This is a genomic window from Nonomuraea sp. bgisy101 (assembly GCF_057708945.1).
The window spans coordinates 139,493-165,826 of record NZ_JBYITD010000002.1 but is presented as its reverse complement, the minus strand read 5'-3'; the positions used below and the strand labels follow the sequence as shown (position 1 = coordinate 165,826).

24 protein-coding genes and 1 pseudogene are annotated in these 26,334 nt (G+C 70.0%); 14 read left to right on the top strand and 11 right to left on the bottom strand.

Translation table 11 applies throughout. The features are described 5' to 3' along the window. Nucleotides 1–65: 65 nt before the first annotated feature. The 3 genes from AC3EO4_RS04365 to AC3EO4_RS04355 are packed head-to-tail and all read left to right on the top strand — an operon-like array spanning nt 66 to nt 2,511. Nucleotides 66–854 (top strand): hypothetical protein, encoded by a 789-nt coding sequence (locus tag AC3EO4_RS04365; protein WP_379570825.1) that lies wholly within the window; start codon nt 66–68, stop codon nt 852–854. A gap of 35 nt (nt 855–889) precedes the next feature. Next, complete coding sequence (locus AC3EO4_RS04360) at nt 890–1,723, top strand: hypothetical protein (protein ID WP_431893890.1); 834 nt, start codon at nt 890–892, stop codon at nt 1,721–1,723. Beyond that, nucleotides 1,720–2,511 carry a hypothetical protein gene (locus tag AC3EO4_RS04355; protein WP_379570821.1) on the top strand — a complete coding sequence of 264 codons (792 nt, stop codon included), beginning with the start codon at nt 1,720–1,722 and terminating at the stop codon, nt 2,509–2,511. Before AC3EO4_RS04360 ends, AC3EO4_RS04355 begins: the two co-directional genes overlap by 4 nt. Before the next feature lie 205 nt (nt 2,512–2,716). Here the strand turns inward: AC3EO4_RS04355 and AC3EO4_RS04350 are convergent, their stop codons facing one another. Continuing rightward, nucleotides 2,717–3,376, bottom strand: a complete 660-nt coding sequence (locus tag AC3EO4_RS04350; RefSeq protein ID WP_379570819.1) for a GbsR/MarR family transcriptional regulator — start codon at nt 3,374–3,376, stop codon at nt 2,717–2,719. 198 nt (nt 3,377–3,574) lie between these two features. Here AC3EO4_RS04350 and AC3EO4_RS04345 point away from each other — a divergent pair, with 198 nt between their 5' ends. Further along, on the top strand, nt 3,575–4,783 hold the full coding sequence (locus AC3EO4_RS04345; protein ID WP_379570817.1) for a cytochrome P450: 1,209 nt from the start codon (nt 3,575–3,577) through the stop codon (nt 4,781–4,783). A gap of 3 nt (nt 4,784–4,786) precedes the next feature. After that, complete coding sequence (locus AC3EO4_RS04340) at nt 4,787–4,993, top strand: ferredoxin (protein ID WP_379570815.1); 207 nt, start codon at nt 4,787–4,789, stop codon at nt 4,991–4,993. Between the two features lie 262 nt (nt 4,994–5,255). Here AC3EO4_RS04340 and katG read toward each other — a convergent pair whose 3' ends face one another. The 3 genes from katG to pcrA all read right to left on the bottom strand — a co-directional run bounded on the left by katG (nt 5,256) and on the right by pcrA (nt 11,472). Next, nucleotides 5,256–7,484: a catalase/peroxidase HPI gene (gene katG / locus AC3EO4_RS04335; RefSeq protein WP_431893887.1), complete on the bottom strand. Its 2,229-nt coding sequence runs from the start codon at nt 7,482–7,484 to the stop codon at nt 5,256–5,258. A gap of 33 nt (nt 7,485–7,517) precedes the next feature. Then, a complete protein-coding gene (locus AC3EO4_RS04330) occupies nt 7,518–7,955 on the bottom strand; it encodes a Fur family transcriptional regulator (RefSeq protein ID WP_379570811.1) in 438 nt (145 codons plus the stop codon). A 1,267-nt stretch (nt 7,956–9,222) separates the two neighbouring features. Then, the gene (gene pcrA, locus AC3EO4_RS04325; RefSeq protein ID WP_379570809.1) at nt 9,223–11,472 is read right to left on the bottom strand and encodes a DNA helicase PcrA; all 2,250 of its coding nucleotides are present in this window, start codon (nt 11,470–11,472) and stop codon (nt 9,223–9,225) included. 96 nt (nt 11,473–11,568) lie between these two features. On the opposite strand from pcrA, the gene AC3EO4_RS04320 reads away from it, so the two are divergent. Both AC3EO4_RS04320 and AC3EO4_RS04315 read left to right on the top strand, forming a co-directional pair. Beyond that, nucleotides 11,569–12,270 carry a PIG-L deacetylase family protein gene (locus AC3EO4_RS04320; RefSeq protein ID WP_379570807.1) on the top strand — a complete coding sequence of 234 codons (702 nt, stop codon included), beginning with the start codon at nt 11,569–11,571 and terminating at the stop codon, nt 12,268–12,270. 219 nt (nt 12,271–12,489) lie between these two features. After that, nucleotides 12,490–13,236: an ABC transporter permease gene (locus AC3EO4_RS04315; RefSeq protein ID WP_379570805.1), complete on the top strand. Its 747-nt coding sequence runs from the start codon at nt 12,490–12,492 to the stop codon at nt 13,234–13,236. On the opposite strand, the gene AC3EO4_RS04310 is transcribed toward AC3EO4_RS04315, so the two are convergent. The 3 genes from AC3EO4_RS04310 to AC3EO4_RS04300 form a co-directional block, all read right to left on the bottom strand. Next, the gene (locus tag AC3EO4_RS04310; RefSeq protein ID WP_379570803.1) at nt 13,178–13,858 is read right to left on the bottom strand and encodes a CPBP family intramembrane glutamic endopeptidase; all 681 of its coding nucleotides are present in this window, start codon (nt 13,856–13,858) and stop codon (nt 13,178–13,180) included. The two genes, AC3EO4_RS04315 and AC3EO4_RS04310, sit on opposite strands and share 59 nt — an antisense overlap. A 9-nt stretch (nt 13,859–13,867) precedes the next feature. Continuing rightward, on the bottom strand, nt 13,868–14,131 hold the full coding sequence (locus AC3EO4_RS04305; RefSeq protein WP_431893886.1) for a WhiB family transcriptional regulator: 264 nt from the start codon (nt 14,129–14,131) through the stop codon (nt 13,868–13,870). 62 nt (nt 14,132–14,193) lie between these two features. Next, nucleotides 14,194–14,838 (bottom strand): neutral zinc metallopeptidase, encoded by a 645-nt coding sequence (locus tag AC3EO4_RS04300; protein WP_379570799.1) that lies wholly within the window; start codon nt 14,836–14,838, stop codon nt 14,194–14,196. Nucleotides 14,839–14,914: 76 nt separating this feature from the next. On the opposite strand from AC3EO4_RS04300, the pseudogene AC3EO4_RS04295 reads away from it, so the two are divergent. Further along, a pseudogene (locus AC3EO4_RS04295) lies at nt 14,915–15,019 on the top strand (DNA-binding response regulator); the annotation flags it as partial. Between the two features lie 132 nt (nt 15,020–15,151). On the opposite strand, the gene AC3EO4_RS04290 reads toward AC3EO4_RS04295, so the two are convergent. The 4 genes from AC3EO4_RS04290 to AC3EO4_RS04275 form a co-directional block, all read right to left on the bottom strand. Then, the gene (locus AC3EO4_RS04290) at nt 15,152–16,552 is read right to left on the bottom strand and encodes a glutamate-cysteine ligase family protein (protein ID WP_431893884.1); all 1,401 of its coding nucleotides are present in this window, start codon (nt 16,550–16,552) and stop codon (nt 15,152–15,154) included. Between the two features lie 83 nt (nt 16,553–16,635). After that, nucleotides 16,636–17,772 carry an FAD-dependent monooxygenase gene (locus AC3EO4_RS04285; RefSeq protein ID WP_431893882.1) on the bottom strand — a complete coding sequence of 379 codons (1,137 nt, stop codon included), beginning with the start codon at nt 17,770–17,772 and terminating at the stop codon, nt 16,636–16,638. 56 nt (nt 17,773–17,828) lie between these two features. After that, entirely contained in the window at nt 17,829–18,461 is a 633-nt protein-coding gene (locus AC3EO4_RS04280) for a response regulator (RefSeq protein ID WP_379570793.1), read from the bottom strand. Next, nucleotides 18,458–19,660, bottom strand: a complete 1,203-nt coding sequence (locus AC3EO4_RS04275) for an ATP-binding protein (RefSeq protein ID WP_379570791.1) — start codon at nt 19,658–19,660, stop codon at nt 18,458–18,460. The genes AC3EO4_RS04280 and AC3EO4_RS04275 overlap by 4 nt, the downstream gene beginning before the upstream one ends. 125 nt (nt 19,661–19,785) lie before the next feature. Between AC3EO4_RS04275 and AC3EO4_RS04270 the strand changes: the two genes are divergently transcribed. The 6 genes from AC3EO4_RS04270 to AC3EO4_RS04245 all read left to right on the top strand — a co-directional run bounded on the left by AC3EO4_RS04270 (nt 19,786) and on the right by AC3EO4_RS04245 (nt 26,317). Continuing rightward, entirely contained in the window at nt 19,786–21,375 is a 1,590-nt protein-coding gene (locus tag AC3EO4_RS04270) for a PspC domain-containing protein (RefSeq protein ID WP_431893880.1), read from the top strand. Next, on the top strand, nt 21,365–21,571 hold the full coding sequence (locus tag AC3EO4_RS04265; protein WP_379570787.1) for a hypothetical protein: 207 nt from the start codon (nt 21,365–21,367) through the stop codon (nt 21,569–21,571). The genes AC3EO4_RS04270 and AC3EO4_RS04265 overlap by 11 nt, the downstream gene beginning before the upstream one ends. 139 nt (nt 21,572–21,710) lie before the next feature. Then, nucleotides 21,711–22,178 (top strand): (2Fe-2S)-binding protein, encoded by a 468-nt coding sequence (locus AC3EO4_RS04260; RefSeq protein ID WP_379570785.1) that lies wholly within the window; start codon nt 21,711–21,713, stop codon nt 22,176–22,178. Beyond that, a complete protein-coding gene (locus AC3EO4_RS04255; protein ID WP_431893879.1) occupies nt 22,175–24,565 on the top strand; it encodes a xanthine dehydrogenase family protein molybdopterin-binding subunit in 2,391 nt (796 codons plus the stop codon). The genes AC3EO4_RS04260 and AC3EO4_RS04255 overlap by 4 nt, the downstream gene beginning before the upstream one ends. Then, nucleotides 24,562–25,404 carry an FAD binding domain-containing protein gene (locus AC3EO4_RS04250; protein ID WP_379570781.1) on the top strand — a complete coding sequence of 281 codons (843 nt, stop codon included), beginning with the start codon at nt 24,562–24,564 and terminating at the stop codon, nt 25,402–25,404. Before AC3EO4_RS04255 ends, AC3EO4_RS04250 begins: the two co-directional genes overlap by 4 nt. A gap of 244 nt (nt 25,405–25,648) precedes the next feature. After that, entirely contained in the window at nt 25,649–26,317 is a 669-nt protein-coding gene (locus AC3EO4_RS04245; RefSeq protein WP_379570779.1) for an SRPBCC family protein, read from the top strand. Nucleotides 26,318–26,334: the final 17 nt, after the last annotated feature.

Below are 26,334 nucleotides of genomic sequence, written 5' to 3'. Positions count from 1 at the left end.
AACCTTCACCATCCGTGCGCATCGCCTCCCGCATTTCGTGATCTTCGCTTGGGAGGCTCGCCGCCATGCTCGTCCATTCGGTCCTGACGGCGGTCTCTCTGGTCGCACCGCCCCACGTCATCGACGCCCCCGGCAAGGGTGTGCGGATCGAGGCGCTCACCAAGCAGTTCAGCGGCGGCAAGCTGTACGTCTCCGAGTCCCAGGTCGGGTCCATCGCCTTCGGCCGCGACAACCTGGAGATGACCCGCACGCTCCGCTATGGTCCCGCGTTCCACGACTTCCTCCGCGAGCATGGCGAACCCGTCGACCAGGTCGACATGGCCGAGTGGGAGACGCCGCAGCGGTGGATCCGGCTCGGCCGCTGGACCTACGTCAGCGGAAACCTGTTCGGCGGGCTCCCCGAGGGCAGGTCCTGGGTCAAGCTGAAGGACTGGGAGGGGCCTTCGTTCTGGTCGGGAACGGCCGATGTGCTCGCCCCTGCGACGCTGAAGACCCTGCTGGCCGACGCCACGTCCCGTCGCGGGCGGGTGATCAGGGGGAGCACGCCGTACAGGAGCCTCGCCGCCGTGTCCCCGTCGTTCAGACGGTACTTCGAGGACCTGCCGTCCATGGCCCCTCATCTGCGGCTCACGTGGGCGCTCCAGCTCGACTCCAAGGGAGTGATCGAGCGTTTCACCAGCACTGCCCCGCTGAACCGGAACGAGTTCATCCGAGCGGATCTCACCTTCAGCGGCTGGGGCTCGCGAGCCGCCATCGTCGCCCCGCCCGCCGACCAGGTGATCGACGAGCGGCGACTCGACGACACCCTGCCCGGCGATCCCATCCTGCGAGACAGGCCCGTGATCTCCAAGTGAAATGATCTTCCTCCCCCTCCAGAAGGAAAACGTTCATGAAGCGAACCATCATCGGCCTCGCCTTGACGACAGGCGTCGCGTTGATCGCCGCCGCCCCCGCCCAGGCGGCGGCGCCCAAGGCCGACCCGGTCAAGACGCTCAAGGCGCAGTTCGTCGCCGGCAAGGGCGTCAAGACCTCCGCCACCGTACGGATGTCGATCTCCGGCGACCCGATCCTCACCGCCAGTGAGAGCGGCGTCTCCGAGTTCGGCGCGTCGGGGGTCGCCGCCTCCGACAAGACCGTCAAGTTCCGCATCGACCCGATCCTCGTCGCGGCGCTCGACGACGAGAAGGAGAGCCAGGCGCTCAAGGAGCTGGTGCGCACTCCCACACGCCAGATCAACATCAAGCGCTGGAGCTACCTGTCCGGCGGGCTCGTCGCCAGTTCACTGCCCGAGGGCAAGACCTGGGTGCGCGGCCCGAGAGTGGAGGCGAGCCCTGCGGGCGCCGAGGTCGACCTCTTCTCGCCCGGCACGCTCAAGACCCTGCTCGCCAGCGCCTCCTCGTTCAAGAACGGCGTGGCCAAGGGCACCATCAAGGTCGGCCGGCTGCCCGGCAAGCCCCTGGCCTTCCGAGCCGGCCAGAAGCTCACCTGGATGCTCCAGTTCGACGGCAAGGGCCTCGTGAGCCGGTTCACCACCAAGGTCTCGCTCCCGGCGGGCAAGGGCGAGACGCTGGACTTCACCACCGACAGCCGGTTCACCGGCTGGGGTTCCACGGTCAAGGTGACCGAGCCTCCCGCCGAGTCGTGGGTCGACAGCAAGGACCTCGGCAAGGAACTGCCCACCGTGCCCGGCATGCCCGAGATGCTCACCGAGGCCGACAAGTGAGGCGCGTCATCGCCGGCCTCGCGCTGACCACCGGCGTCGCCCTCGTCACCGCCGTCCCCGCCCAGGCCGCGGCCAGACCGGATCCGGTCAAGGCTCTCAAGGCGCAGATCTCCTCGGGCAAGGGCGCGGAGGTCACCTCCAGCACCACGATGAGCGTCAAGGGCAAGAAGCTGATCAGCTTCACCGAGAAGGGCAAGATCCAGCCCGGCAAGGGCAGCGACCTGACGTTCAAGGGAGACCTCAGCCTCGCGCTGTTCGCCTCGATCGAGCCCGGCGACGTCCACGCCCTCTCGGCCCTGGCCGGAACCTCGCGGTTCGTCACCATCGGCAAGGAAACCTACGTGTCGGGCGAGCTCGTCCGTAACGCGCTGCCGACGGGAATGACATGGCTGCGGTTCGAGGAGCCCGTCACGTCCCCCGGCGCGCCGCTGATCGACGTCCTGGCTCCCGGGACGCTCAAGACGCTGCTGGCCGGCGCCGGGCCCGCGAAGGGCGGCGTGGTGAAGGGCACGACCTCGGTCGCCGGACTGCGTTCGGTGGCGCCGCGGCTGCGGGCCTTCGCGACGAAGGGCGCCATCTCCTGGACGCTCACCCTCGACGGGAAGGGCCTGGTCAAGAGCTTCTCGGCCACCCTGCCCAGCACAGACGGCATGTCGGTGAAGACCGGGACACGCGTCAGCCGGTGGGGTTCGGTCAAGATCGCCGCTCCGGCCGACGGGGTGTACGACGCCGACGCGCTGGGCCAGGCCGTACCCATCCCTGACCCGATCGCCGAGGCGAACAAGTAGGTGAACGACACGAACGGCGGCCCGGCGACAGGCCGCCGTTCGTCCGTCCCGCTTCCCGCCCGTTCCCCAGAGGTCACGCCCCGGCGGCCGAGCGGGGCCTTTCACGCCCCTCCCCCCAGGATCGAACTCCGGGGCGACGTGGCGCGGGTCGGTGACGATCAGCAGGAACCGGTCTGCCCGCTCCCCAGGTGGCGGATGAGATCCATCACGCCAGGAGGGCGCGCCAGCGGTCGGCCGAGACCATCAGGTCCAGGCTGACCCGCTCCAGGAACGCCCCTCCCCTGGCCAGCCGCTGCCCCGCGGGGCTGTCGAGCCCTGCCGTCCGCGCCGCCGCCATCGAGGCCCGCGCCGCCTCGAGCGTCTGCCGCGAGCTGATCACGATCGAGTGGTACCAGGCGTCGTCATCGACCACGTAGATGTCGCGACGCCGCCGCGGATCGCGCTCGCGCCGGACGCACCCCTGCTGGACCAGGTAGTTCACGGCCACGGAGACGGAGGCTGGGCTCACCTTCAGCCTGCGGGTCAGCTCGGCCGCGGTGCGCCTGCCGTCCTCGGACAGCAACAGGTCGAGGTGCACGCGCGCGGTCATCCTCGGCAGCCCCGTCCTGACCGCCATCTCGATGATCTCCTCTTCCAGCGTTCCGCCCGGCGACGTGGTCGCGCGTGGGGGTGCCGGTGTGCCACGCCGCGCCCGCTGGACCGTCGCCTTGTGCGCCTGCTGGGGCAGGTAGCCGCCGGGACCGCCGTTGCGTCGGATCTCCCGGCTGATCGTCGAGGTCGGCCGGCCGAGCCGCCTGGCGATCTCGGCGTAGGAGAGCCCGTCGGCGAGTCCGACCGCGATGCGCTGGCGGTCCTGCTGGGTCAACCGTCCTCCTGGCATGGCGCCAGTATTGCCTTCACGACCATTCATTGCAACGCAGCATTGCATTCGAGCCCAGCGTCATTGCACCAATTTGTCGCCATACACCTGGACAAACGCCTTTCACTCGATTGACATCAATCTGAATGCAACGTAGCTTTCGAGCGGTACAAAACACGTACTATCGCGAGGCGAGGAATGGTCATGGGTGAATCCCTCCACACCGTCACGACGCTGCCGACGGCGCGTCAGCCCGGCTGCCCCTTCGACCCGCCGGCAGAGCTGATCGACGCCCGCCGGCACGGCCCCATCAGCCGCTTCCCCTTCCCTGACGGGCACCAGGGCTGGCTGGTCACCGGATACGACCTGGTCCGATCGATCCTGGCCGACGCCCGGTTCAGCTCGCGCAAGGAGCTCATGCTCCACCACCCGACCATCGACATGACCGGCATCGAGGTCCCTCCGGCGCCGCCCGGGGAGTTCCTCCTCATGGACGAGCCGCAGCACAGCCGCTACCGCAAGCCGCTGGTGGGCAAGTTCACCGTACGGCGGATGCGGCAGCTCACCGAACGGGTCGAGCAGATCACCGCCGACCACCTGGACGCCATGGAGAAGGCTGGACCGCCGACGGACCTGGTGACCGCGTTCGCCAAGCCCGTCCCCGCCATCATGATCTGCGAGCTGCTGGGCGTGCCGTACGAGGACCGGGGCTCCTTCCAGGAGAACATCGACACGTTCATGAGCGGGGAGGCCGGCGACGAGGACCTGATCGCGGCCTACACCTCGGTGCAGCAGTACCTCGCTGAGCTGGTGGCCGCCAAGCGCGCCAACCCCACCGACGACATACTCAGCGAACTCACCGACAGCGACCTGACCGACGAGGAACTGAAGGGCATGGCCCTGATCCTGCTGGCGGCCGGGTTCGACACCACCGCGAACATGCTGGCGCTGGGCACCTTCGCCCTGTTGCGGAACCCGGCCCAGCTGGCCGCGCTACGTGCCGACCCCACGCTCGCCGACAAGGCCGTCGAGGAGCTGACGCGCTATCTGAGCGTCGCCAAGACCTTCATGAGAACGGCGCTGGAGGACGTCGAGGTGGGCGGCCAGACCATCAAGGCCGGCACCACGGTCATCCTGTCCTACAACACCGCCAACCGCGACCCCGAGCGCTTCACCGATCCCCACGTCCTCGACCTCCGCAGGCAGGACGGCGGGCACCTGGCCTTCGGCCACGGCATCCACCAGTGCCTGGGCCAGCAACTGGCCCGCGTCGAGATGCGGGTCGCCTTCCCCGCGCTGGTCAACCGCTTCCCCACGCTGCGCCTGGCCGTACCGGCCGAGGAGGTCTCCCTGCGCCCGGAGGCCGCCGACGTCTACGGGGTGAAGAGCCTGCCCGTCACCTGGGATGCGTGATCCATGAGGATCACCGTGGACACCGAGCGCTGCATCGGGTCCGGAATGTGTGTGTTGACCGCCGGCGAGGTGTTCGACCAGCGCCAGGACGACGGCAAGGTGATCGTCGTGCGCCCCGAGCCGCCCGCCGAAACGTGGGACGCGGTGCGCGAGGCCGTCGACCTGTGCCCTGCCGCGGCGATCGCCGTGTCGACCGGCCGCCGGCCCTAGCAGAGCGTTGCCAGACAAAGCTTTGTCCCGTGGCATCCATCGTCCGCGGCGGCTGGTCATCGCCCGGCCGCCATGCACTCCGCGTCGAGGGTGGCCCACCAGTCGATCGGCTCGATGGATTCTGCCGACTGCGGCACGCGCACGGGCCCGGCACCCGCTCGACCGCGAGCCTCTCGGCGTCGCGGTCGAGCCGGGCGATGTCCGGATCCTTCGAGCTGATGACGTCCAGGCCGGCCGGCTCGGGCCGGCCTGGACGTCATGATCAGACGAGGTCGAACCGGTCGAGGTTCATGACCTTGTCCCACGCCGCGACGAAGTCGTTCACGAACTTCTCCTTCGCGTCGTCGCTCGCGTAGACCTCCGCGAGCGCGCGCAGCTCGGAGTTCGACCCGAAGACGAGGTCGACTCGGCTGCCGGTCCACTTGACCTCGCCCGACGCGTCGCTGCCCTCGAAGGTGTTCGCGTCCTCGGACGTCGCCTTCCACGTCGTGCCCAGGTCGAGCAGGTTGACGAAGAAGTCGTTGGTCAGCGACCCGGGAGTCGCGGTGAAGACACCGAGCGGCGACTGCTGGTAGTTCGCGCCCAGGACGCGGAGGCCACCGACGAGGACCGTCAGCTCCGGAGCGCTCAGGGTCAGCAGGTTCGCCCGGTCGAGCAGCAGGAACTCGGCCGGCAGCCGGTTGCCCTTCCCGAGGTAGTTGCGGAACCCGTCGGCGGTCGGCTCGAGCGCGGCGAACGACTCCACGTCGGTCTGCTCCTGCGCGGCGTCCGCACGGCCCGGCGTGAAGGGGACCTGGACGTCGAAACCGGCGTCCTTGGCGGCCTTCTCGACGCCCGCGGCACCCGCGAGCACGATCAGGTCCGCGAGCGAGATCTGCTTGCCCCCGGTCTGGGCGGCGTTGAAGGTCTGCTGGATCCCCTCAAGGGTGCCCAGCACCGTCGCCAGCTGGTCGGGCTCGTTGACCTCCCACCCGCTCTGCGGCTGGAGGCGGACGCGCGCACCGTTGGCGCCGCCGCGCTTGTCGCTGCCGCGGAAGGACGCGGCCGACGCCCACGCGGTGGACACGAGCTGGGACACCGACAGGCCCGAGGCGAGGGCCTGGCCCTTGAGGGCGGCGACATCAGCAGCGTCGACGAGCTCGTGCGTCACCGCGGGGATGGGGTCCTGCCACAGGAGCGTCTCGGCCGGGACCTCCGGGCCGAGGTAGCGCGCGATCGGGCCCATGTCGCGGTGGGTCAGCTTGAACCACGCCCGGGCGAAGGCGTCGGCAAACTCGTCGGGGTTCTCGTAGAAGCGCCGCGAGATCTGCTCGTAGATCGGGTCGACGCGCAGCGAGAGGTCGGTCGTCAGCATCGTCGGGGCGTGGCTCTTCGACGGGTCGTGGGCGTCGGGGACGGTCCCCGCCCCCGCGCCGCCCTTCGGCCGCCACTGGTGCGCGCCCGCGGGGCTCTTGAACTGCTCCCACTCGTAGCCGAAGAGGATGGCGAAGAAGCTGTTGTCCCACGTCACCGGGGTGTCGGTCCAGATACCCTCGAGACCGCTGGTGATCGTGTCGGCACCCTTGCCGGTGCCGAAGGAGTTCTTCCAGCCCAGGCCCTGCTGCTCGATCGAGGCGGCCTCGGGGTCCGCGCCGACGTGGTCGGCCGGGCCCGCGCCATGGGTCTTGCCGAAGGTGTGACCGCCCGCGATCAGGGCGACCGTCTCCTCGTCGTTCATCGCCATCCGGCGGAAGGTCTCACGGATGTCGCGGGCCGCTGCGAGCGGGTCCGGGTTGCCGTTCGGGCCCTCCGGGTTGACGTAGATCAGACCCATCTGGACCGCGCCGAGAGGGTTCTCCAGCTCCCGGTCGCCGGTGTAGCGCTCGTCGCCGAGCCAGGTGGTCTCGGGACCCCAGTAGACGTCCTCGTCGGGCTCCCAGACGTCCGCGCGGCCGCCGGCGAAGCCGAAGGTCTTGAAGCCCATCGACTCAAGGGCGACGTTGCCGGTGAGGATCATGAGGTCGGCCCACGAGAGCTTCTTGCCGTACTTCTTCTTGACCGGCCACAGCAGGCGGCGAGCCTTGTCGAGGTTCCCGTTGTCCGGCCAGCTGTTGAGGGGGGCGAAGCGCTGCTGGCCCGCCCCGGCACCGCCGCGGCCGTCACTGATCCGGTACGTGCCCGCGCTGTGCCACGCCATACGGACCATGAACGGGCCGTAGTGGCCGAAGTCGGCCGGCCACCAGTCCTGCGAGGTCGTCAGCACCTCGGCGATGTCCTTCTTCACGGCCGCCAGGTCGAGGGACTTGAACGCCTCGGCGTAGTCGAACTCCCCACCGAGGGGGTTGGCCACGGCGGGGTTCTTGGCGAGGATCTTCAGGTTGAGCCGCTCCGGCCACCACTGACGGTTGCCGCCTCCCTGAGTCGGGTGCGAAGCGCGCTCATGCGCGACCGGGCAGCCACCTCCGCCCTCCGCCTTCGCGTCTGTGACGATTGCGTCGTGGTTCTCAGACATGGGAATCCTTCCGGACTATTCGGATCTCGATGCTCAGGAACTGCGAGTGGTGGAACAGTCGGGGCACAGGCCCCAGTAGACGACCTCGGCCTCGTCGATCGTGAAGCCGTGGTCGTCGGACGCGGCCAGGCAGGGCGCATGACCGACCGCACAGTCGACGTCAGCGACGGCACCGCACGACCGGCATACGACGTGGTGGTGGTTGTCCCCGACACGTCCCTCGAACAGAGCCGGACTGCCGGCCGGTTCGATGCGACGTACGAGTCCGGCCGCGGTGAGCGCGTGGAGGGCCTCGTACACGGCTTGAAGGGAGATGTGGCCCACACGATCACGCACCCCGGAAGCGATCGCCTCGACGCCCAGGTGAGCACCGTCCCTGACGGTCTCGAGCAGCGCGACACGAGCGGCCGTCACGCGCAGGCCGGCACCACGCAGCTCCTCGGCGGGGGTCGGGGTCCTGGATGCGGTCATGACGTCAACCTACCGTCACAAACATGAACGATACAAGATAGTGAATGATCCAAGTCTAGTACTGGGTCAGGAAAGTCTTGTCCTGTTGCGTGGCGTCATGTCCCATCCGGCCGGTGAGCGCCCAGACCGACAGGCCGACGCGAGGACGGAAGACGCCAGCCCAGAAGCCCGTGCAGCCCGATCTGGAGCCAAAGCTGAAGGCGGCCGGGGCCGAGGGCCGGGGCCGGGGCCGAGGGCCGGGGTGGGCCGAGGGCCGGGGTGGGCCGAGGGCAAGGGCTGAGGGCGAGGGCGAGGGCTGAGGGTGAGGGCGGGCCGAGGAAAGGGGCCGAGGGCCGGGGGCGAGGGCTGAGGGTGAGGGCGGGCCGAGGAAAGGGGCCGAGGGCGAGGTCGGGAGCCGGGGCCGACGCCGAGGGGCAGGGCTGACACCGAGAGGCGGGTCGAGGTCCGGCACCTTGGGCGGGATCCGAAGCCACGGGCGGCGTCCGGCACCTTGGGCGGGTGACGGAGCCTCGGGCGGGACACGGAGCCTCGGGCGGGATCCGGGGTCTCCGGCGGTTACGGCTCTGCGGCGGTTACGGGTCTGCGGCGGGGACGCTGTGGACATGTACCGCGGACGCCAGGGACTGGAGCCGGGGGTGCCGGGACGCTGCGGATGAGGGGGCCGCTGCCCTCGGGAATCTTTGGTGCGGCATGGGATTTCGGCGGGCCATCGAGAAGACCGAGAGACCGCCCAGGAAGACCGGGAGACCGTCGGAAGACCGGGAGACCGTTGGGAAGACCGGGAGTCGGCCCGAAAGACCGAGGGACCACCAGGAAGACCGGGAGATGGGTCGTCCGGGCCTCTCGCGGGTCGACGTGGTGCGCAAAAGCCGACGGGAGACCGAAAGGCAGGTCGTGCCCAGCCTCACGGGCCGAACCTCATGAGCGCAGCCTCATGGGCCGCTAGGGGGTGGGAGGGTCACAAAGACCCTCGTGGTCCCGGCGGGAGGCGGACAGGCCGCCCGGCCGGGGTTGTGGGGTGCTCGAGTGCCGACAGGTGATGGCGTACGAGACTCTCACAGGGCGGCGGACGGTGGGAAGGGCGGCGCGCAAGGGGGCCTGGAGGAAGATCAGCGTCGGGCCAGTTCAAGACTGGGGGCGTGGGGCTCCTGAGTACAGACGCGGGCGTCCGACATCGGGGCGACCAGGCTGGACGATCAGCCTGGGGCCTTCACGCGGGTCGTGCTCCCCCGCGTGAAGGCTTGTGCCGCCCGTCAGCCAGACCCGGTTACAGCTTCTCCAGTGGGGCGTAGGCGAGCAGCAGGGTCTTCTCCCCGCCGCTACCGAAGTCGATCTTGACCTTGGTCTTCTCGGCCACCCCGTCGACGGACACCACCGTGCCCAGGCCGAAGGCGTCGTGCGTGACGCGGTCGCCGGGGGCCAGCGACGGCATCGGCTTGCCTGCGGACTTCCTTGCCGGCGCGGGCGTCTCCTTGCGGGCCGTGGCCGCGCTCCACGCCGACTTCTCCGGGTCGGTACGCCACTCGATGAGCTTGGCGGGCACCTCGTTGACGAAGCGCGAGGCGGGGTTGAACGACGGCGAGCCCCACGAGCTGCGCACCGCGGCCCGCGTGATGTACAGGCGCTGCTCGGCACGCGTGATGCCCACGTAGGCCAGGCGCCGCTCCTCCTCCAGCTCCTTCGGCTCGCCGAGCGAGCGGATGTGGGGGAAGACGCCGTCCTCCATCGCGGTGAGGAAGACGACGGGGAACTCCAGCCCCTTCGCGGTGTGGAGCGTCATGAGTGTCACCACGCCCTGGCCGCCGTCGCCCTCGGGGATCTGGTCGGCGTCGGCCACCAGCGAGACCTGCTCGAGGAACTCCACGAGCGTGCCCTCGGGGTTGGCCTCCTCGAACTCGGAGGCGACCGAGATCAGCTCGTTGAGGTTCTCCAGGCGGGATTCGTCCTGCGGGTCCTCGGAGGCCTCCAGCTCGGCGCGGTAGCCGGTCGCCACCAGAATCTCCTCGGCCAGCGCGGAGGGCGGCATCCCCTCTCCCTTGCCGATGAGGTCCTCGATGAGCGCGACGAACTCGCGGATGGCGTTGAGCGACCTGGTCGCCATGCCGTACGCCTCGTCGGCTCTGCGCAGCGCGTCCCAGAAGGAGATGCGCTCGCGCGAGGACAGCGCCTCGACCAGCGCCTCCGCGCGGTCGCCGATGCCGCGCTTGGGCACGTTGAGTATGCGGCGCAGGGAGACCACGTCGTTGGGGTTGGCCAGCACCCGCAGGTAGGCCAGCAGGTCCTTGACCTCCTTGCGCTCGTAGAAGCGCACACCCCCGACCACCTTGTACGGCAGGCCGGTGCGGATGAAGATCTCCTCGAACACGCGTGAGGCCGCGTTGGTGCGGTAGAAGACCGCCACGTCGCCGGGCCGCACGCCCTCCTCGTCGGTGAGCTTGTCGACCTCCTGGGCGACGAACATGGCCTCGTCGTGCTCGTTGTCGGCCACGTAGCCGACGATCTTCGGGCCGTCGCCCTGGTCGGACCACAGGTTCTTCGGCTTGCGCGACTCGTTGCGCGAGATGACCGAGTTGGCGGCGGCCAGGATGTTCTGGGTGGAGCGGTAGTTCTGCTCCAGCAGGATCGTGCGCGCGTCGGGATAGTCGCGCTCGAACTCCAGGATGTTGCGGATGGTCGCGCCGCGGAAGGCGTAGATCGACTGGTCGGCGTCGCCGACGACGCACAGCTCGGACTGCTCGGCCCCCGACCGCACGGGATCGCCGTCGACGGTGGTCAGCTGCGGCCGTCCGACCAGCTCCCTGATGAGGATGTACTGGGCGTGGTTGGTGTCCTGGTACTCGTCGACGAGCACGTGCCTGAAGCGCATCCGGTAGTGCTCGGCCACCTCGGGGAAGAGCTGGAACAGCACCACGGTGTTCATGATGATGTCGTCGAAGTCCATCGCGCCGGACTCGGTCAGCTTGAGCTGGTAGGCCTTGTACGCCTCGGCCAGCACCTTCTCCAGGTGCGAGCCCGCCCTGTCGATGGCGGTCTCGTAGTCGATCAGCTCGTTCTTGAAGTTGCTGACCTGCGCGGAGAACGAACGCGGCGGGTATCGCTTGGGGTCGAGGTCCATCTCGCGGCAGACCATCGCCATGAGCCGCTGGGAGTCGGCCTGGTCGTAGATGGAGAAACTGGACGGGTAGCCGAGCCGCTTGGCCTCCCTGCGCAGGATGCGCATGCAGGCGCTGTGGAAGGTCATCACCCACATGGCCTTGGAGCGCGGGCCGATCAGCTTGTCGATGCGCTCCTTCATCTCCTTGGCGGCCTTGTTGGTGAAGGTGATCGCCAGGATCTCGCCGGGGTGGACGTGGCGTTCGGCCAGCAGGTAGGCGATGCGATGGGTGAGCACCCGAGTCTTGCCTGACCCCGCCCCCGCGACGATGAGCAGGGGGCTGCCGTGATGGATCACGGCCTCGCGCTGCTGCGGGTTGAGGCCGTCGAGCAAGGGGTGGTCAACAGAGACTTGGGTGGGCACGGACCTAGGGTAAAGCGCGCCACCGACAAACGCGGCCAGGAATGCGCCGCAGTCCCCCAGGGTTGCGTGATTGGACCCCCTTCCGAAGGAGAGAACATGGAGATCACCCGCGTCCTCGTGGTGACCGCGCACCCGGACGACGTCGACTTCGGCGCGGCGGGCTCGATCGCCCAGTTCGTCGACAGGGGCGTCGAGGTGACCTACCTGCTCGTGACGTCGGGGGACGCGGGCGGCCACGAGCGCGAACTCGACGGCGAGGGCATGGCCGACCTGCGCAGGGCCGAGCAGTCCGCGGCGGCCAAGGCGGTCGGCGTCACGGACGTGCGCTTCCTGTCCGGCTATCACGACGGCAGGGTGGAGCCCACGATCGAGTTGCGCCGCGACATCGCCAGGGTGATCCGCCAGGTTCGTCCCGATGTGGTGATCACGAGCACGCCCGAGCGCAACTACCAGTTCATCGGCCCCAGCCACCCCGACCACCGCGCTGTGGGCGCCGCCACACTCGACGCCGTCTACCCCGACGCACGCAACCCCTACGCCTACCCCGAACTGGCCGATCTCGAGGCGTGGACCGTCAGTGAGGTGTGGCTGATCGGCGGCATGAGCCCCAACCACTACGTGGACATCACCGACACCATGGACCGGAAGATCACCGCGCTGTCCGCGCACACCAGCCAGGTCGGGCACCGCGAGGGCTTCGAGGAGTTCGTCCGCGAGCGCTGGGCGGGCATCGCGGTGAGAGGCGGCCTGGGCGAGGGCCGCTACGCCGAGGCCTTCCAGGTGGTCCCCACCGCCTGACCCCACCACCTGCCCTCACCGCCTGACCCGCCGCCGCGCGGAGCGCCGGGCAAGACGCGGGCCGCCGACCCCGGAGAACACCTGAGGCAGCGGCGGGAGAGCGGAGGGGGGCCGCCGACGAGACCTGGGGAAGAGCAGGCGGGCGAACAGGTCTCGCCGTAGGAGGACGTCCGGGCGGCGTCACGCGAATGTGGCGCGCCTCCCAGGTAGAACCTTGGCATGGGACTCACGCTCACCCCCACGCTCGTCGTGGTCGTCGTCCTGCTCGCCGTGGGCGGCGCCGTCGTGGCGCGGCTGGGCGGGCTCGGCCACGCCCGCGCGGTCCTCACCGCGAGCCTGCGCGCCGCCGTCCAGCTGGGCGTCGTCTCCCTGGTGATCGCCTGGGTGATCGGCACACCGCCCGCCATCGCCGCCTTCCTGCTGGTCATGTACGGCGTGGCCGCCGTCACCGCGGGCCGCCGCGTCTCGAAGGAGCGCCCGTGGCCCGCCGCCATCCCTGTCGCGGCGGGCACCTTCCCTGTCCTGGCCGCGCTGTTCGGCACCGGCGTGGCCCCCATGCGCGGCGTCACCGTCATCCCGATCGCGGGGATCCTGCTCGGCGGCTGCCTCACCGCGACGGCGCTGTCGGGCAGGCGCGCCCTCGACGAGCTACGCCAGCGCAGGGGCGAGGTGGAGGCCGCGCTGTCGCTCGGCTTCCTCGACAGGGACGCGAACCTGGAGATCTGCCGCCCGGCGGCGGCTCAGGCGCTGATCCCCGCGCTCGACCAGACCAGGACCGTCGGCCTGGTCACACTGCCTGGCGCGTTCGTGGGGATGCTGCTCGGCGGGGCGCAGCCGCTGGAGGCGGGCGTGGTTCAGCTCGTCGTGCTGGTCTCGCTGCTCGCGGCCGAGTCGATCGCCGTGCTCGTCACGGTCGAGCTGGTGGCGCGGGGGCGATTCGGGCGAACAGATACCCCAGCGAGTTAGTGGCCAGATGCAGCAACGAGGGAGCGAGCAGCCCTCCCCTGCGGCGCAGCTCGCAGAACAGCACGCCCGCCGCGGCCGTGGAGACCACGCTGCCCACGACGACCTTGGTCACGTCGGTGCTGCCCGAGGCCAGCTCGCCGAGCGCGGGGTTGGCACGCGCCATCTCCATCGCGGGCAGGATGTGCCACAGCCCGAACAGCGCCGACGAGACCGCCGTCGCGGTGACGGTGCCGTGCTCGCGGCGCAGCATGCCGTACAGGGCGCCTCTGAAGCCGACCTCCTCCAGCAGGACGGTGCCGACGGGCACCTGCAGCAGCACGGCCTCGACCACCTCCGCCTTCGACAGCGACAACGCCCGCTCGTCGTGGAACAGCGCGCGGGTGTGCGGGATGGCGATGCCCGCGGTGTAGCCGGCGGCGACGGTGGCGGCCAGCGCGCCGCCCGTCTTGGCGCCCCGCAGCCCGTGGGTGAAGCCGATCTCGCCCCACGACAGGCCCGATCTCCTGGCCATGGCGACCAGTGCGCCGGTGGCGAGCGCGGAGGTGAGGGGGGCGAGTCTGGGGGCGACGCGGTTGTTCATGACGTTGGCCGCGACGAGGACGGCGAGGGAGCGAAGCAGCACCCTTGCAGGCTATGCGCTCCGCTGCCGCCAGCCGGCGGGGAAGCGCAACCGCCTGCGTTCGTCCGGGGTGAGACCGCCCCAGATGCCTTCGGACTCCCCCGCCCGCAGCGCGTACGCCCTGCACTCGGCGAGCACCTGACAACCCGAGCAGACCGCCTTGGCCCGCGCCTCCTGCGCCGGTGACGGCGCGGGAGGGAAGAAGAGATCGGGATCGCTGGTCCTGCAGGCGCCCCGCCGCAACCAGCTGATCTCCCTGACGTTCCCCAGTGGCATGCGTTCAAGCTAGACCTCCGGGCCGGTGACCGCATCACCCTTGAGGCGTACTTCCGCCTACCTCAGCAGGCGCCCACGCCGTTGGTGTAGCCGGTCAGGAACGACCGCTGGCGCTGCTGCGCGGTCCCGTGGGCGTCGGGGTTGAACCAGTCGTCCGTGGGGTCGCCCGCCGTCTCCAGGTTGAGCATCAGCTCACTCTCGTCGCCAGGGTCGGCGCGCAGGACTCCCGCCTTCACGATCCCGGCCAGCGCGCCGCCCGCGTAGCAGTCCGCCTGGAGCTCCCGCTGGACGTTGAGCTCGAACTGCGTTCCCAGCTGCGCCTGTACGGCATGCCCGATCTCGTGCGGGATGATCAGGTAGGTGGAGCCGTCGCCGAGCTTGTTCCAGAGGCCCTCCAACCAGTCCTGGTCGTAGGCGATGAAGTGGCCGGCGGGGCAGTAGAACGCGTTGTCCCGCGCGGCGGGCTCTCCGCCGCACGCGGGCCCGTTGTCCCCGCGGTAGGGGATGAACTCGGTCACCGGCTTGTAGGTGCGGCCGAGCCTCTCGAACTGCGCGGCCCAGAACTGCTCGGTGTAGACCTGGGCCAGCTTGACGTCCTCCTCGAAGCTGTCGCCCTGGACCTCGGTGGTGGCGCTCCGGCCGACCGAACCGCCGCATGCGGCCAGCACGAGGATCAGGAGGGCTGCGAGCAGAGGGCGCGCGGTCATGTTCCCATCCTGCCCCGCAGGTCGGGGACGTACGCCACGGGGACGGCGAGCACCGCGCGGTGAGAGCATCAGAAGCATGATCCGCGTTCTCATCGTCGACGACCATCCCGTCTTCCGCTCAGGGCTGCGCGGGCTGCTGTCCGCGCTCGACATGAAGGTCGCGGGCGAGGCGAAGGACGGGGGATGGCCGAGCCCGCCCGGACGGCGTTCCCCGAGTTGACCGAGAGGGAGCGGGAGGTTTCCGGGCCCGCGAGGCCGGCCTCGGCTGACCGGTCCCGTGTGGGGCGTGCCCGCGACGAGACCCTTCGAAGGGTCAGAGGGTCCAGGTGTGGGCGGGCTCGTTGGTGTGCATGCGCTCGATGTACTCCAGCGTCATCCTGCGCAGCGCCTCCCGCCGCTCGCCCCGGAACGCCTCGACCGCCTCCACCTGCCAGGTCGCCCCCGTCCGCCCCAGCAGGCAGCGTCCCTCGATCACCCCGAGCAGCCGGTCGGCGACCGTGGCGTCGACGCCCCACTGCGCCAGCCCCTCGGCGGCCATCGGCAACAGCCTGCGCAGGATCAGCTCGGCCGCGGGCACGTCGCCGAGCCCGGGCCAGTACAGCCGTGCGTCGAGCCCGTGCCGGGCGGCGCTCGCCAGGTTCTCCTCCGCCGTGATGAACGACATCTGGCTCCACACGGGCCGCTCGGCGTTGGGGAGCATCCGCATGAGCCCGTAGTAGAAGGCCGCGTTGGCCATGACGTCCAGGCAGGTGGGCCCCGCGGGCAGGACGCGGTTCTCCACCCGCAGGTGAGGGGTGCCCTCGACGACCGCGTACACCGGCCTGTTCCACCGGTAGATGGTGCCGTTGTGCAGGGTCAGCTCGTCGAGGGAGGGGATGCGCCCCGCCTGCAGTTCCTCGCGCGGGTCCTCGTCCGAGCAGATCGGCAGCAGCGCGGGGAAGTAGCGGACGTTCTCCTCGAACAGGTCGAAGACGCTGGTGATCCACCTCTCGCCGAACCACACCCGGGGGCGTACCCCCTGGCTTTTGAGTTCGGTGGGACGGGTGTCGGTGGCCTGCTCGAACAGCGCGATCCTGGTCTCCCTGTGCAGCTCCTTGCCGAACAGGTAGGGCGAGTTGGCGGCGACGGCCACCTGCGGGCCCGCGATGGCCTGGGCGGCGTTCCAGTGGGCGGCGAAGGCCTCCGGGCTGATCTGCAGGTGCAACTGGACGCTGGTGCAGGCGGCTTCGGGGGTGATGCTGTCGGCGTAGGTGTCGAGCCGTTCGACGCCCTCGATCAGCAGGTGCAGGTCCTCGCCCCTGGCGGCGAAGATCTGCTCGTTGAGCAGTTTGTAGCGCGGGTTGGCCGAGAGGGTGCCCTCGTGGGTGTCCTTCTGGCTGAGGGTCGGCAGGATGCCGATCAGGACCAGGTGGCCACCCTCCGAGCGGGCGCGTTCCTCGGCGTGGTTGAGCCTGGCTCGCACCGTCTCCTCGAGACGGTGCGCGCCGTCGCCGTCCAGCCTCTGCGGGGCGACGTTGATCTCGATGTTGAACTGGCCGAGCTCGGTCGCCCAGTCGGGCTGGGCGATGGCGGCGAGGACTTCCGCGTTGCGCATGGCGGGTTCGCCGCGCTCGTCGACCAGGTTGAGCTCGATCTCGAGCCCCGCCTGGGGCTGCTCGAACTCGAAGCGCGACTCTCGCAACATCTGGGCGAAGGTGTCCAGATTTCGCCGCACTTTGTCACGGTAATTCCGTCGATCGTCTCGACTGAACACGACGACTGGCACGTCTCTGCCCATAACCGAAATGTCGCATGAGACTAGTAGTCCTTCAAGGTCAAGCCCCCCGCGACCTCGGCGAAGTCCTCCCCGTCGAACTCCACTCCCGCCTGCTCGGCCTCCACTCTCGCCTTGTTGGTGTAGGCCAGCTCCTGGTTGCGCCTGACGTACTCGCGCAGCTCCCGCTCGTAGGCCGCGAACCCGGCCACGTGGTCGCCCCCTGCCGCGGCCAGCTCCCCCGCCAGCACGTAGGCCCCCACCATCGCCATGCTCGTGCCCTGCCCCGACAGCGGCGAGCCGCAGTAGCCCGCGTCGCCGAGCAGCACGACCCTGCCGCTCGACCAGCTGTCCATGTGGATCTGGGACATCGAGTCGAGGTGGAAGTCCGCGGCCTCCCACATGTGCCCGAGCAGCTCGGGCAGCACCCAGCCCGCGCCGCCCAGCCGCTCCTGCAGGAGGCGCTTCTGCGCGGCGACGTCGCGGTAGTCGTAGTCGAGCGGCTCCGACTCGAACCCCATGTAGACGCGCGCCTCGCTGTTGCCACGCACGCTCATCACGCCGCCGCCCCAGTTGCCGCCAGGCACCTGGTGGAAGACCTGCCAGCGGTCGAGGCCCAGGGTGTTGGGCGCGGTCCACACGGCGAGGTAGGTGCCGAGGTGGCGGCTGAAGTCCGACTCGGGACCGAAGACCAGCCTGCGGGTGTTGGAGTGGAGCCCGTCGGCGCCCACCACGATGTCGAACGTACGGCGCAACCCGCTCTCGAAGGTGACGTGCGCGCCCTCGGCGTCCTGGACGATCTCCCTGATGGAGTCGCCGAAGAGGTAGTCCACCCCCTGTGCCGCCGCCGCCATGATCTGGCTCAGGTCGTCGCGCAGGATCTCGATGTCGGGGCTGGACAGGTCGCCGCCGGTGAACGTGCGCTCCTCGGAGCGGTAGATCTCGTTGCCATCGGCGTCGACCATCGACATGCCCCGCATGTCCACCCGGGCGGTGCGGATGTCGGCCAGCAGGCCCATCCGCTCGGCCACGTCGAGGGCGGGACCGCGCACGTCGATCGCCTGCCCGCCGGGCCTGAGCCCCTGCGACAGTTCCACGATCGTGACGTCGAAGCCGTACTTCCTGAGCCAGAAGGCGAGGGCGGGGCCACCGATGCTCGCACCGGAGATCAGAATGTTCATGTGAGTACGGTGGCCCGCCCCGCGCACCGCTCACGCACCGGACGCTGACCGGCGGCTCACACGAGGCGTCTGGCGGTGGCCCAGCGCGACAGCTCGTGCCGGTTCGACAGCTGGAGCTTGCGCAGCACCGACGACACGTGGGTCTCCACGGTCTTGACGGAGATGAACAGCTCCTTGGCGATCTCCTTGTAGGCGTAACCACGCGCGATCAGCCGGAGAACCTCCCGCTCGCGCTGGGTGAGCGAGTCGAGCTCCGGATCGATCGAGGGCGCCTCCGTGGAGGCGAAGGCGTCGAGCACGAAACCCGCAAGACGTGGGGAGAACACCGCGTCGCCGTCCGCGACGCGGCGGATGGCGTCGGTCAGCTCGCGGCCGCTGATGTTCTTGGTGACGTAGCCCCGCGCGCCTCCCCTGATCACACCGATCACGTCCTCGGCCGCGTCGGAGACCGACAGGGCGAGGAAACGCACCTGCGAGCCTGCGCCGAGGACCCTGCGCAGCACCTCCTGGCCGCCACCGCCCGGCATGTGCACGTCGAGCAGCACGACGTCGGGCTCGAGCGCGGCGATCGCCTTCACCGCCGACTCGACGTCCTCGGCCTCGCCCACGACCTGGATCGAGTCGCCCAGCTCGGCGCGGACGCCGGAGCGGAACAGCCGATGGTCATCGACGATCAGCACGCGAATCATTTCTCCACCTTCATCGTCAACATCACTTCCGTGCCCTCGCCGGGCTCGGTGCGCACCCTGGCGCTGCCGCCGTGGCGCTCCATCCTTCCGATGATGGACTCCCTGATCCCCATGCGGTCCAGAGGCACCTCATCGAGATCGAAGCCCTTGCCCCGATCCTTCACGAAAATGGTGACTTCTTCACCCTCTACCTCCGCGTAGACAGAGATGACCGGGCTTTCAGAGTATTTGGCCGCATTGACCATCGCCTGCCGTGACGCCTTGAGCATCGCCGCGAGCCGACCGGCCGAGTCGAGTTCGACGTCGCCCACGCAGACGACCTCGATGGGCACGCCGTGCGAGTCCTCCTCCTCCGCCGCGATCCGCCGTACGGCGGCGGCCAGCGTGGCGTCGGCGTCCTGGGCCGGCTGGTACAGCCAGTTGCGCAGGTCGCGCTCCTGCGCCCGGGCCAGCCTGGTGACCTCGCGCGGGTCGTGCGCGACGCGCTGGATCAGGGTGAGGGTGTGCAGCACCGAGTCGTGCACCATCGCGGCGACCTCGGCGCGCTCCTCCTGCCTGATGCGCTCGCGCCGCTCGAGCTGGAGCTCCTTCCACAGGCCCGCCAGCCAGGGGGCGGCGATGACCGCCAGACCGCCGACCACGACGGCCGTGTAGAGCAGCCCGGGCCTGGCGGCGTTCAGCTCTCCCTGGAGGGCGAGGAAGCCGATCGCGCCGACGACCACGAGGATCACGCCGAGCAGCGTGCGCACGCGGTTCTTCCGCATGCCCTTGGTGGCGCCGCTGACCCAGCTCTTCCTGCGTTCGGGATCGGCCTGCTGCCAGAGGATGAGGGTGCCGATGCCGCCGACGGCGAACGGCAGCATGCCGATTCCGCCCTTCGACGCCCCGGTCAACCACCCGAACGCGAACAGCGCCACGCCGATCGCGGTGAAGGCGGCGAGCTGGCTCCAGTCGCGCGGGGGAACCGGCCCCTCGTCCTGCCTGCGCGGCGTGATCATCCACATGACGGCGTAGGCGGCAAGGCCTACGCCGTCCACGACGCTGAGCAGCACGAAGCTCAGCCTGATCACGATGGGGTCCAGCTTGAGCTGGGCGGCGAGCCCCTGGGCGACGCCGCCCACCAGCCGCCCCTCCATCGGACGGGTCAGGCGAGGAAAGGGTGCGTCGTCCGTCTCGCGCAGAGTCTGTTGGTCAGCCATAACACCGCCATAGTCACACGTCGCGGTCATGACCGACATCAGGGGAGAGCCCTGGTTCGCCTTCTAGGGGTCGCCTCAGGGGAGTCCCGGATGCGGGTCCAGGCCGCGCACGCCACGATGGTGTCATGACCGAAGCACCGCCCACTGACCAGGCAGCCCCACCTCGCGTGCTCAAGCGGAGCAGCGAGGGCAGGATGCTCACCGGTGTGTGCGCGGGGCTCGGCCGCCACACGCGGATCGACCCGGTGGTCTTCCGCGTCGGATTCGCCATGCTGGTACTGGGTTCCGGCATCGGCCTGTTCCTGTACATCGCGGCCTTCCTGCTGATGAAGGAGTCGAACGGCCGCCCCGGCTACGTCGAGCAGTGGACGCGGCGCGACTTCGACGCCGAGACGGTGTTCGCGCTGCTGACGGGCATCGCCGGGTTCGGGCTCATCATCAACGTGGCGACCGTGTGGCTCGGCACCGGCACGCTGGTGGTGGCCACGTTGATGGCGATCGTGCTGCTGACGGCGCACGCCAGGGGGGTCGATCTGCCGGCTCTCGCGCGGTCGCTGCCCGAGCGGCTCAACCGCAGGACCGAGCCGATCGCGCCCGAGGACATCGCCTACGAGCCCCCGCCGACCGCCTTCCGCAAGGAGCCCGCCCCCGTACGGCACGAGCCCCCTGCGACGGTGGCCTTCGAGACCGCGGCCTTCAGGACGCCACCCGGAACCGGCGCGCAGGCCCCCGTCACCCCTCCTGAAGCACCCGAGGCTCCGCGAGCCGCCGAGGCGCAGGAGTTCGGTGAGGCAGGGGAGGCGCGGCATGCGCCCGAGCCCGCCGCCCCGGCGAGCGAGCCGCCGGCCGGTGAGGAGCATCGCGAGCCTGTGGCGCCGACGAGGGTCAACGAGGTCCCCGAGCCGCCGCAGTACCAGCAGCCGTACCAGCGGCCGTACCACCGGCCCGCGCCGCCGCCCGGGCAGCCCGCCTACTCCTACGGCGAGCCGTTCGCCCCGCACGGCCCGTTCCAGCCGCTGGACCCCCGCAGGCGCGCCGGCCACTCGCCCTACGACCTGAGCCGTTACGGCGAGCAGGTCGCCACCCCACGCCCGAGACGACGCAGGTCGTTCACCGGCGTGATCACCGTCCTGCTGGCATTGATCGTTGGAGGGATCGTCGTGGCGGCCCAAGCCACCTCAGGATCCACCGCCCCGAGCCTCACCGCCGTGGGCGGCGCCATGCTCATCACCATCGGCGCAGGCCTGCTGGTGGCCACCTGGCTCGGCCGCGGCGCCGGGCTCGTCGCTCTCGGGACCGTCCTGATCGTCATCATCAGCGCGAGCCTGATGCTCGGCGACCTCCCCAGGAAGATCGGCACCGCCAACTGGGCGCCGACGACCGTGGCCGAGGCCGCCCGTACCTATGACGTGGGCATCGGCGACGGCACGCTGGACCTGTCGGACCTGAAGCTCACCCCCGGCGCCAAGGTGACGTTCAACGCCAAGCTGGCGGTCGGCGAACTCGTCGTGATCGTGCCGCCGACGGCCCGGGTGGAGGTCCACGCCAAGTCGAGGGTGGGCGACATCATGATCGGCCAGTCCTTCGAGGGCGGCACCGACGTGGAGGTCGACAAGGTCCTGGAGCCTGAGACGCCGCCGAAGGGCGATGCCCCGACCATCGTGCTGAACCTCAAGGGCGGCGTAGGCGACATGGAGGTGCGCGTTGCAGCGTGACGTGGCCCCGCGGCAGCGGCTTCTGCACAGGACCGACTGGATGGCCCTGCTCAGCGGCATCCTGTTCCTGGTCATCGGCATCCTGTTGGTCACCGGCGTCATCACGGACTTCGTGCTCCTGCTCTCGCTGCTGTTCGGCGGCCTGGGACTGGCCGGTGTGGTGGCGATCGTTGCGAGGTCGATACGCCGCTCTTGACCTGGCGTTTGTTAGGCGTACGTTCCACTTATCAATGAGAAACCGCCCCCGGACCGCCGCCCTCGCTCCGAGCGGGCGCACCATCGCGGCGGCCCGGCCCGCGCCTTTCTCGTTGACCTCAGGAATCGAGGGAGGACGTATGCCTCGCATCGCCGTCACCGTCGACGGAATCCGCTACGAGGAGGATGTGGAGCCGCGGCTCCTCCTCGTGCACCTGCTCAGGGATCGGCTGGGTAAGACCGGCACACCCGTCGGGTGCGACACCAGCAACTGCGGCGCCTGCACCGTCATGCTCGACGGCAAGAGCGTGAAGAGTTGTTCCGTGCTCGCCGTACAGGCCGACGGCGGCGACGTGGTCACCATCGAGGGCCTGGCGACCAACGGCACCATGCACCCGATGCAGCAGGCCTTCCACGAGGAGCACGCGCTGCAGTGCGGCTACTGCACCCCTGGCATGGTCATGGCCGCGATCGACCTGCTCAGGCAGAATCCCGACCCGTCGGAGGAGGCCATCAGGGAGGGTCTCGAGGGCAACCTCTGCCGGTGCACGGGCTACTGCAACATCGTCAGAGCGGTACGGCGAGGCGCGGCGGTGAAGACGTCATGACCGAGGAACTCGACGCGGGCGTGGTGGCCCAGCAGGTGGCCGAGAGCGGGATGCTCTCCGAGCCGGGCGACGGCAGAGAGATCGGCAGGGCACGCAGGCGCAAGGAGGACGCCCGGCTGCTGACCGGCCGCACCCAGTGGACCGACAACATCCAGTTGCCCGGCATGCTGTACGTCGCCTTCAAGCGCAGCCCGATGGCGCACGCCAGGATCACCGGGGTCGACGTCTCCGGCGCGAAGGGCCTGCCGGGCGTGGTGGCGGCCTTCAGCGGCCAGGACTTCGCGGACGAGCAGGGCAGCCTGCCGTGCGCGTGGCCGGTGAGTGAGGACGTCGTCATTCCCGACCATCCGCCGATGGCCGTCGAGGAGGTGCGCTATCCGGGCGAGGCCGTGGCCTGCGTGGTGGCCACCGACCGTTACCTGGCCGCCGACGCGCTCGACGCCATCGACGTCGACTACGAACCGCTGCCTGCCGTCCTCGACATGACGGAGGCGCTCGGCGACGACGCCCCGAAGGTCCACGAGGCGGGCAACAAGGCCTTCACGTGGACGTTCGCCCAAGGCGACATGGAGGCCGCGTTCAGGGACGCCCCCGTGGTCATCGACCGCACCTACGTCCAGCAGCGCCTCATCCCGACGGCGATGGAACCGCGCGCGGTCGTCGCGACGACCGACGGCGACGGCTTCACGCTGTGGACCTCGACGCAGATCCCGCACGTGCTGCGGGTGATGCTCGCCCTGACCACCGGAGTGCCCGAGCACAAGCTGCGCATCATCGCGCCCGACGTGGGCGGCGGGTTCGGCTCCAAGCTGCAGGTCACCGCGGAGGAGGTGATCTGCCTGCTGCTGACCAGGAAGCTCGGCAAGCCGGTCAAGTGGACCGAGTCGCGCTCCGAGGGCAACCTGACCGTGCACCACGGCCGCGACCAGATCCAGCACATCGCGCTGGCCGCCGAGTCCGACGGCAGGATCAGGGGGCTGAAGGTCGAGCTGCTGGCCGACATGGGCGCCTACCTCATGCTGGTCACGCCGGGGGTGCCGCTGCTCGGCGCGTTCATGTTCAACGGCATCTACAAGATGGACGCCTACAGCTTCGACTGCACGGGCGTCTTCACCACCAAGACGCCGACCGACGCCTACCGCGGCGCCGGGCGGCCCGAGGCCACCTACGCCATCGAGAGGGTCATGGACGAGCTCGCTGACGAGCTCCACCTCGACCCCATCGAGGTGCGCAGGCGCAACTGGATCAGGCACGAGGAGTTCCCGTACACCACGATCGCGGGGCTCACCTACGACTCGGGCAACTACGAGGCGGCCACCGAGAAGGCGATGGCGCTGTTCGGCTACGACAAGCTGCGCGCCGAACAGGCCGACAGGCGCGACAGGGGCGACCCCGTCCAGCTCGGCATCGGCGTCAGCACCTACACCGAGATGTGCGGGCTCGCGCCCAGCAGGGTGCTCGGCTCGCTCAGCTACGGCGCGGGCGGATGGGAGCACGGCTCGGTACGCATGCTGCCCACCGGCAAGGTCGAGGTCGTCACCGGCACCTCGCCCCACGGCCAGGGCCACGAGACGGCGTGGAGCCAGATCGTGGCCGACTCGCTCGGCGTGCCGTTCGAGGACGTCGCGGTGATGCACGGCGACACCGCGATCTCGCACAAGGGCATGGACACCTACGGCTCGCGCTCGCTCGTCGTGGGCGGCATGGCCGTTCTCCAGGCCTGCGAGAAGGTGAAGGACAAGGCCAGGAAGCTAGCCGCGCACGCGCTGGAGTGCTCGGCCGACGATCTCGACTTCGCCCAGGGCTCGTTCACGGTGAAGGGGACCACGTCGAGCAAGACCATCCAGGAGCTGGCACTGGCCGCGTTCGCCGCGCACGACCTGCCGGACGGCGTGGAGCCCAGGCTCGACGCCGACGCCACGTTCGATCCGGAGAACTTCTCGTTCCCGCACGGCACGCACCTGTGCGCGATCGAGGTCGACACCGAGACCGGCATGACGAAGATCCGCAAGTACGTGGCGGTCGACGACGTCGGGCATGTGATCAACCCGCTGATCGTCGAGGGTCAGGTGCACGGCGGCCTCGCGCAGGGCATCGCGCAGGCGCTGTTCGAGGAGGCCATCCATGACGCCGACGGCAACCTGCTGACCGCGACCATGGCCGACTACCTGCTGCCTTCGGCCGCCGACCTGCCGGACTTCGTCACCGACAGGACCGAGACGCCGGCGACGTCCAACCCGCTCGGCGTCAAGGGCGTCGGCGAGGCCGGCACGATCGCCTCCACCCCGGCCGTCGTCAACGCCATCGTGGACGCGCTGCGGCCGCGAGGCGTCCACGACGTCCAGATGCCATGCACGCCCGAACGGATCTGGAGGGCCATCCGATGATTCCGGCCCCATTCGACTACCTGCGGCCCGCCTCCCTCCAGGAGGCGAGCGAGGCGCTGGCCTCGGACGAGGACGCGAAGGTCCTGGCCGGAGGGCAGTCGCTGCTGCCGCTGCTGCGCCTGCGGCTGTCGTACCCGTCGCTGCTGGTGGACGTCAGCAGGCTCAGCGAGCTCAACGGCATCCGCGACGAGGGCGACCACGTCTTCATCGGCGCGATGGCCACGCACGACGAGGTGACGCGGTCGCCCGCGGTCACCTCGGGCTGCCCGCTCGTGGCCCTCGCGGCAGCCACCGTCGCCGATCCCGCGGTACGGCACCGCGGCACCTTCGGCGGCTCCCTCGCCCACGCCGATCCGGCCGGCGACCTGCCAGCGGTGGCGGTGGCGCTGGAGTGCGTGATGGTGACCTCGTCCAGGGAGGTCCCGGCCGCGGACTTCTTCCTCGACTATCTGGAGACGGCGCTCGGGCCAGGGGAGATCCTGCTCGGCGTCAAGGTGCCCAAGCTGGGGCCGGGGTGGGGCTTCCACTACGAGAAGTTCCGCCGCACGGCGCAGGCGTGGGCGATCGTCAGCGTGGCGGCGGCGGTCCGCCGGTCGAACGGCTCGATACAGGAGGCGAGGATCGGCCTGGCGAACATGGGGCCGACGCCGCTGCGGGCACTGGCGGCGGAGACGGCGCTGAGGGGCGTCGAGGTCGGGGACGCGCTCGCGCAGGCGTGCTCGGAGGCGGCGGAGGGCACGTCGCCGACGGCCGACCTGCACGCTCAGCCCGACTACCGGCGGCACCTGGCCCGGGTGCTGACCCAGCGGGCGGTCAGCGCGGCGGCCGGCGCCCCCTGACGCTCGGGCTTCGTGGAGGGGGCCGGCGCGGCCTTCTCCGACTTCGGGGAGAGGGCCGGCCCGGCCCTCTCCCACCCCGCGAGGCGGCGGGGACCGCAGGGAAGGCATGGGTGCGGTCCTGGAGGGCCGCGCGCGGGTGCGCGGTTTCGGAGGGCGCGGCTGAGGGCCCGTCCTGGGGGTAGCCAGCGGGTGTCCCAAGGACGAGGCTGGGAGAGCGCGTCCAGTCGGTGGAAGGAGCGGATCGATGGCGATGCGGTTCGAGCACGAGTTCACGGTTCCTGTTCCGGTCGAGCAGGCTTGGGCGGCGCTGCTCGACGTCGAGCGGGTGGCGCCGTGCCTGCCTGGGGCGACCCTCGACATCGTCGAGGGAGAGGAGTTCACCGGCAGGATGAAGGTGAAGGTCGGCCCGATCACCGTCACCTACCGGGGCACGGCGAGGTTCGAGGACGTCGACAAGGACGCCTACGCCCTCACGCTCTCGGCCTCGGGCAAGGAGGCCCGCGGTTCGGGTACCGCCAACGCCGCCGTCACCGCCCGGCTGGCCCCTTCCGAAGGGGCCACCACGGTGAAGGTCGAGACGACGTTCAACGTCACGGGAAGGCCCGCGCAGTTCGGCAGGGGCGTCATGGCGGAGGTGGGCGCCAAGCTCATCGACACGTTCGCGGCGAACCTGTCGGCGCTGCTGGGCGAGCCGCAGGGCGAGGAGCGCCACCTGGCCGCGGTGCCGGAGATCGAGGAGGAGGCGGACGTCAGGCCGAGCGGCACCCTGCGCACCTCCCGCACGCCCGACGAGGAGGCGCTCGACCTGCTGGAGATCGCGGGAGCACCGCTGCTCAAGAGGATCGCGCCGATCGCGGGGGCGATTGCCGGGATAGTTCTACTTGTGTGGCTAATCAGGCGAATCGTCCGGTAAAAACGCCATCAAGTCAG

Excerpts from the sequence above, each read along its gene's own strand:
- AC3EO4_RS04300 (WP_379570799.1), bottom strand. The coding sequence starts at position 14,838 with ATGACCGCGCGCCCTCTGCTCGCAGCCCTCCTGATCCTCGTGCTGGCC.
- AC3EO4_RS04270 (WP_431893880.1), top strand. The coding sequence starts at position 19,786 with ATGACCGAAGCACCGCCCACTGACCAGGCAGCCCCACCTCGCGTGCTC.
- AC3EO4_RS04360 (WP_431893890.1), top strand. The coding sequence starts at position 890 with ATGAAGCGAACCATCATCGGCCTCGCCTTGACGACAGGCGTCGCGTTG.
- AC3EO4_RS04315 (WP_379570805.1), top strand. The coding sequence starts at position 12,490 with ATGGGACTCACGCTCACCCCCACGCTCGTCGTGGTCGTCGTCCTGCTC.
- AC3EO4_RS04320 (WP_379570807.1), top strand. The coding sequence starts at position 11,569 with ATGGAGATCACCCGCGTCCTCGTGGTGACCGCGCACCCGGACGACGTC.
- AC3EO4_RS04305 (WP_431893886.1), bottom strand. The coding sequence starts at position 14,131 with ATGCCACTGGGGAACGTCAGGGAGATCAGCTGGTTGCGGCGGGGCGCC.
- AC3EO4_RS04255 (WP_431893879.1), top strand. The coding sequence starts at position 22,175 with ATGACCGAGGAACTCGACGCGGGCGTGGTGGCCCAGCAGGTGGCCGAG.
- AC3EO4_RS04275 (WP_379570791.1), bottom strand. The coding sequence starts at position 19,660 with ATGGCTGACCAACAGACTCTGCGCGAGACGGACGACGCACCCTTTCCT.
- AC3EO4_RS04280 (WP_379570793.1), bottom strand. The coding sequence starts at position 18,461 with ATGATTCGCGTGCTGATCGTCGATGACCATCGGCTGTTCCGCTCCGGC.
- AC3EO4_RS04330 (WP_379570811.1), bottom strand. The coding sequence starts at position 7,955 with ATGACCGCATCCAGGACCCCGACCCCCGCCGAGGAGCTGCGTGGTGCC.
- AC3EO4_RS04345 (WP_379570817.1), top strand. The coding sequence starts at position 3,575 with ATGGGTGAATCCCTCCACACCGTCACGACGCTGCCGACGGCGCGTCAG.
- AC3EO4_RS04285 (WP_431893882.1), bottom strand. The coding sequence starts at position 17,772 with ATGAACATTCTGATCTCCGGTGCGAGCATCGGTGGCCCCGCCCTCGCC.
- AC3EO4_RS04260 (WP_379570785.1), top strand. The coding sequence starts at position 21,711 with ATGCCTCGCATCGCCGTCACCGTCGACGGAATCCGCTACGAGGAGGAT.
- AC3EO4_RS04340 (WP_379570815.1), top strand. The coding sequence starts at position 4,787 with ATGAGGATCACCGTGGACACCGAGCGCTGCATCGGGTCCGGAATGTGT.
- katG (WP_431893887.1), bottom strand. The coding sequence starts at position 7,484 with ATGTCTGAGAACCACGACGCAATCGTCACAGACGCGAAGGCGGAGGGC.
- AC3EO4_RS04365 (WP_379570825.1), top strand. The coding sequence starts at position 66 with ATGCTCGTCCATTCGGTCCTGACGGCGGTCTCTCTGGTCGCACCGCCC.
- AC3EO4_RS04250 (WP_379570781.1), top strand. The coding sequence starts at position 24,562 with ATGATTCCGGCCCCATTCGACTACCTGCGGCCCGCCTCCCTCCAGGAG.
- AC3EO4_RS04245 (WP_379570779.1), top strand. The coding sequence starts at position 25,649 with ATGGCGATGCGGTTCGAGCACGAGTTCACGGTTCCTGTTCCGGTCGAG.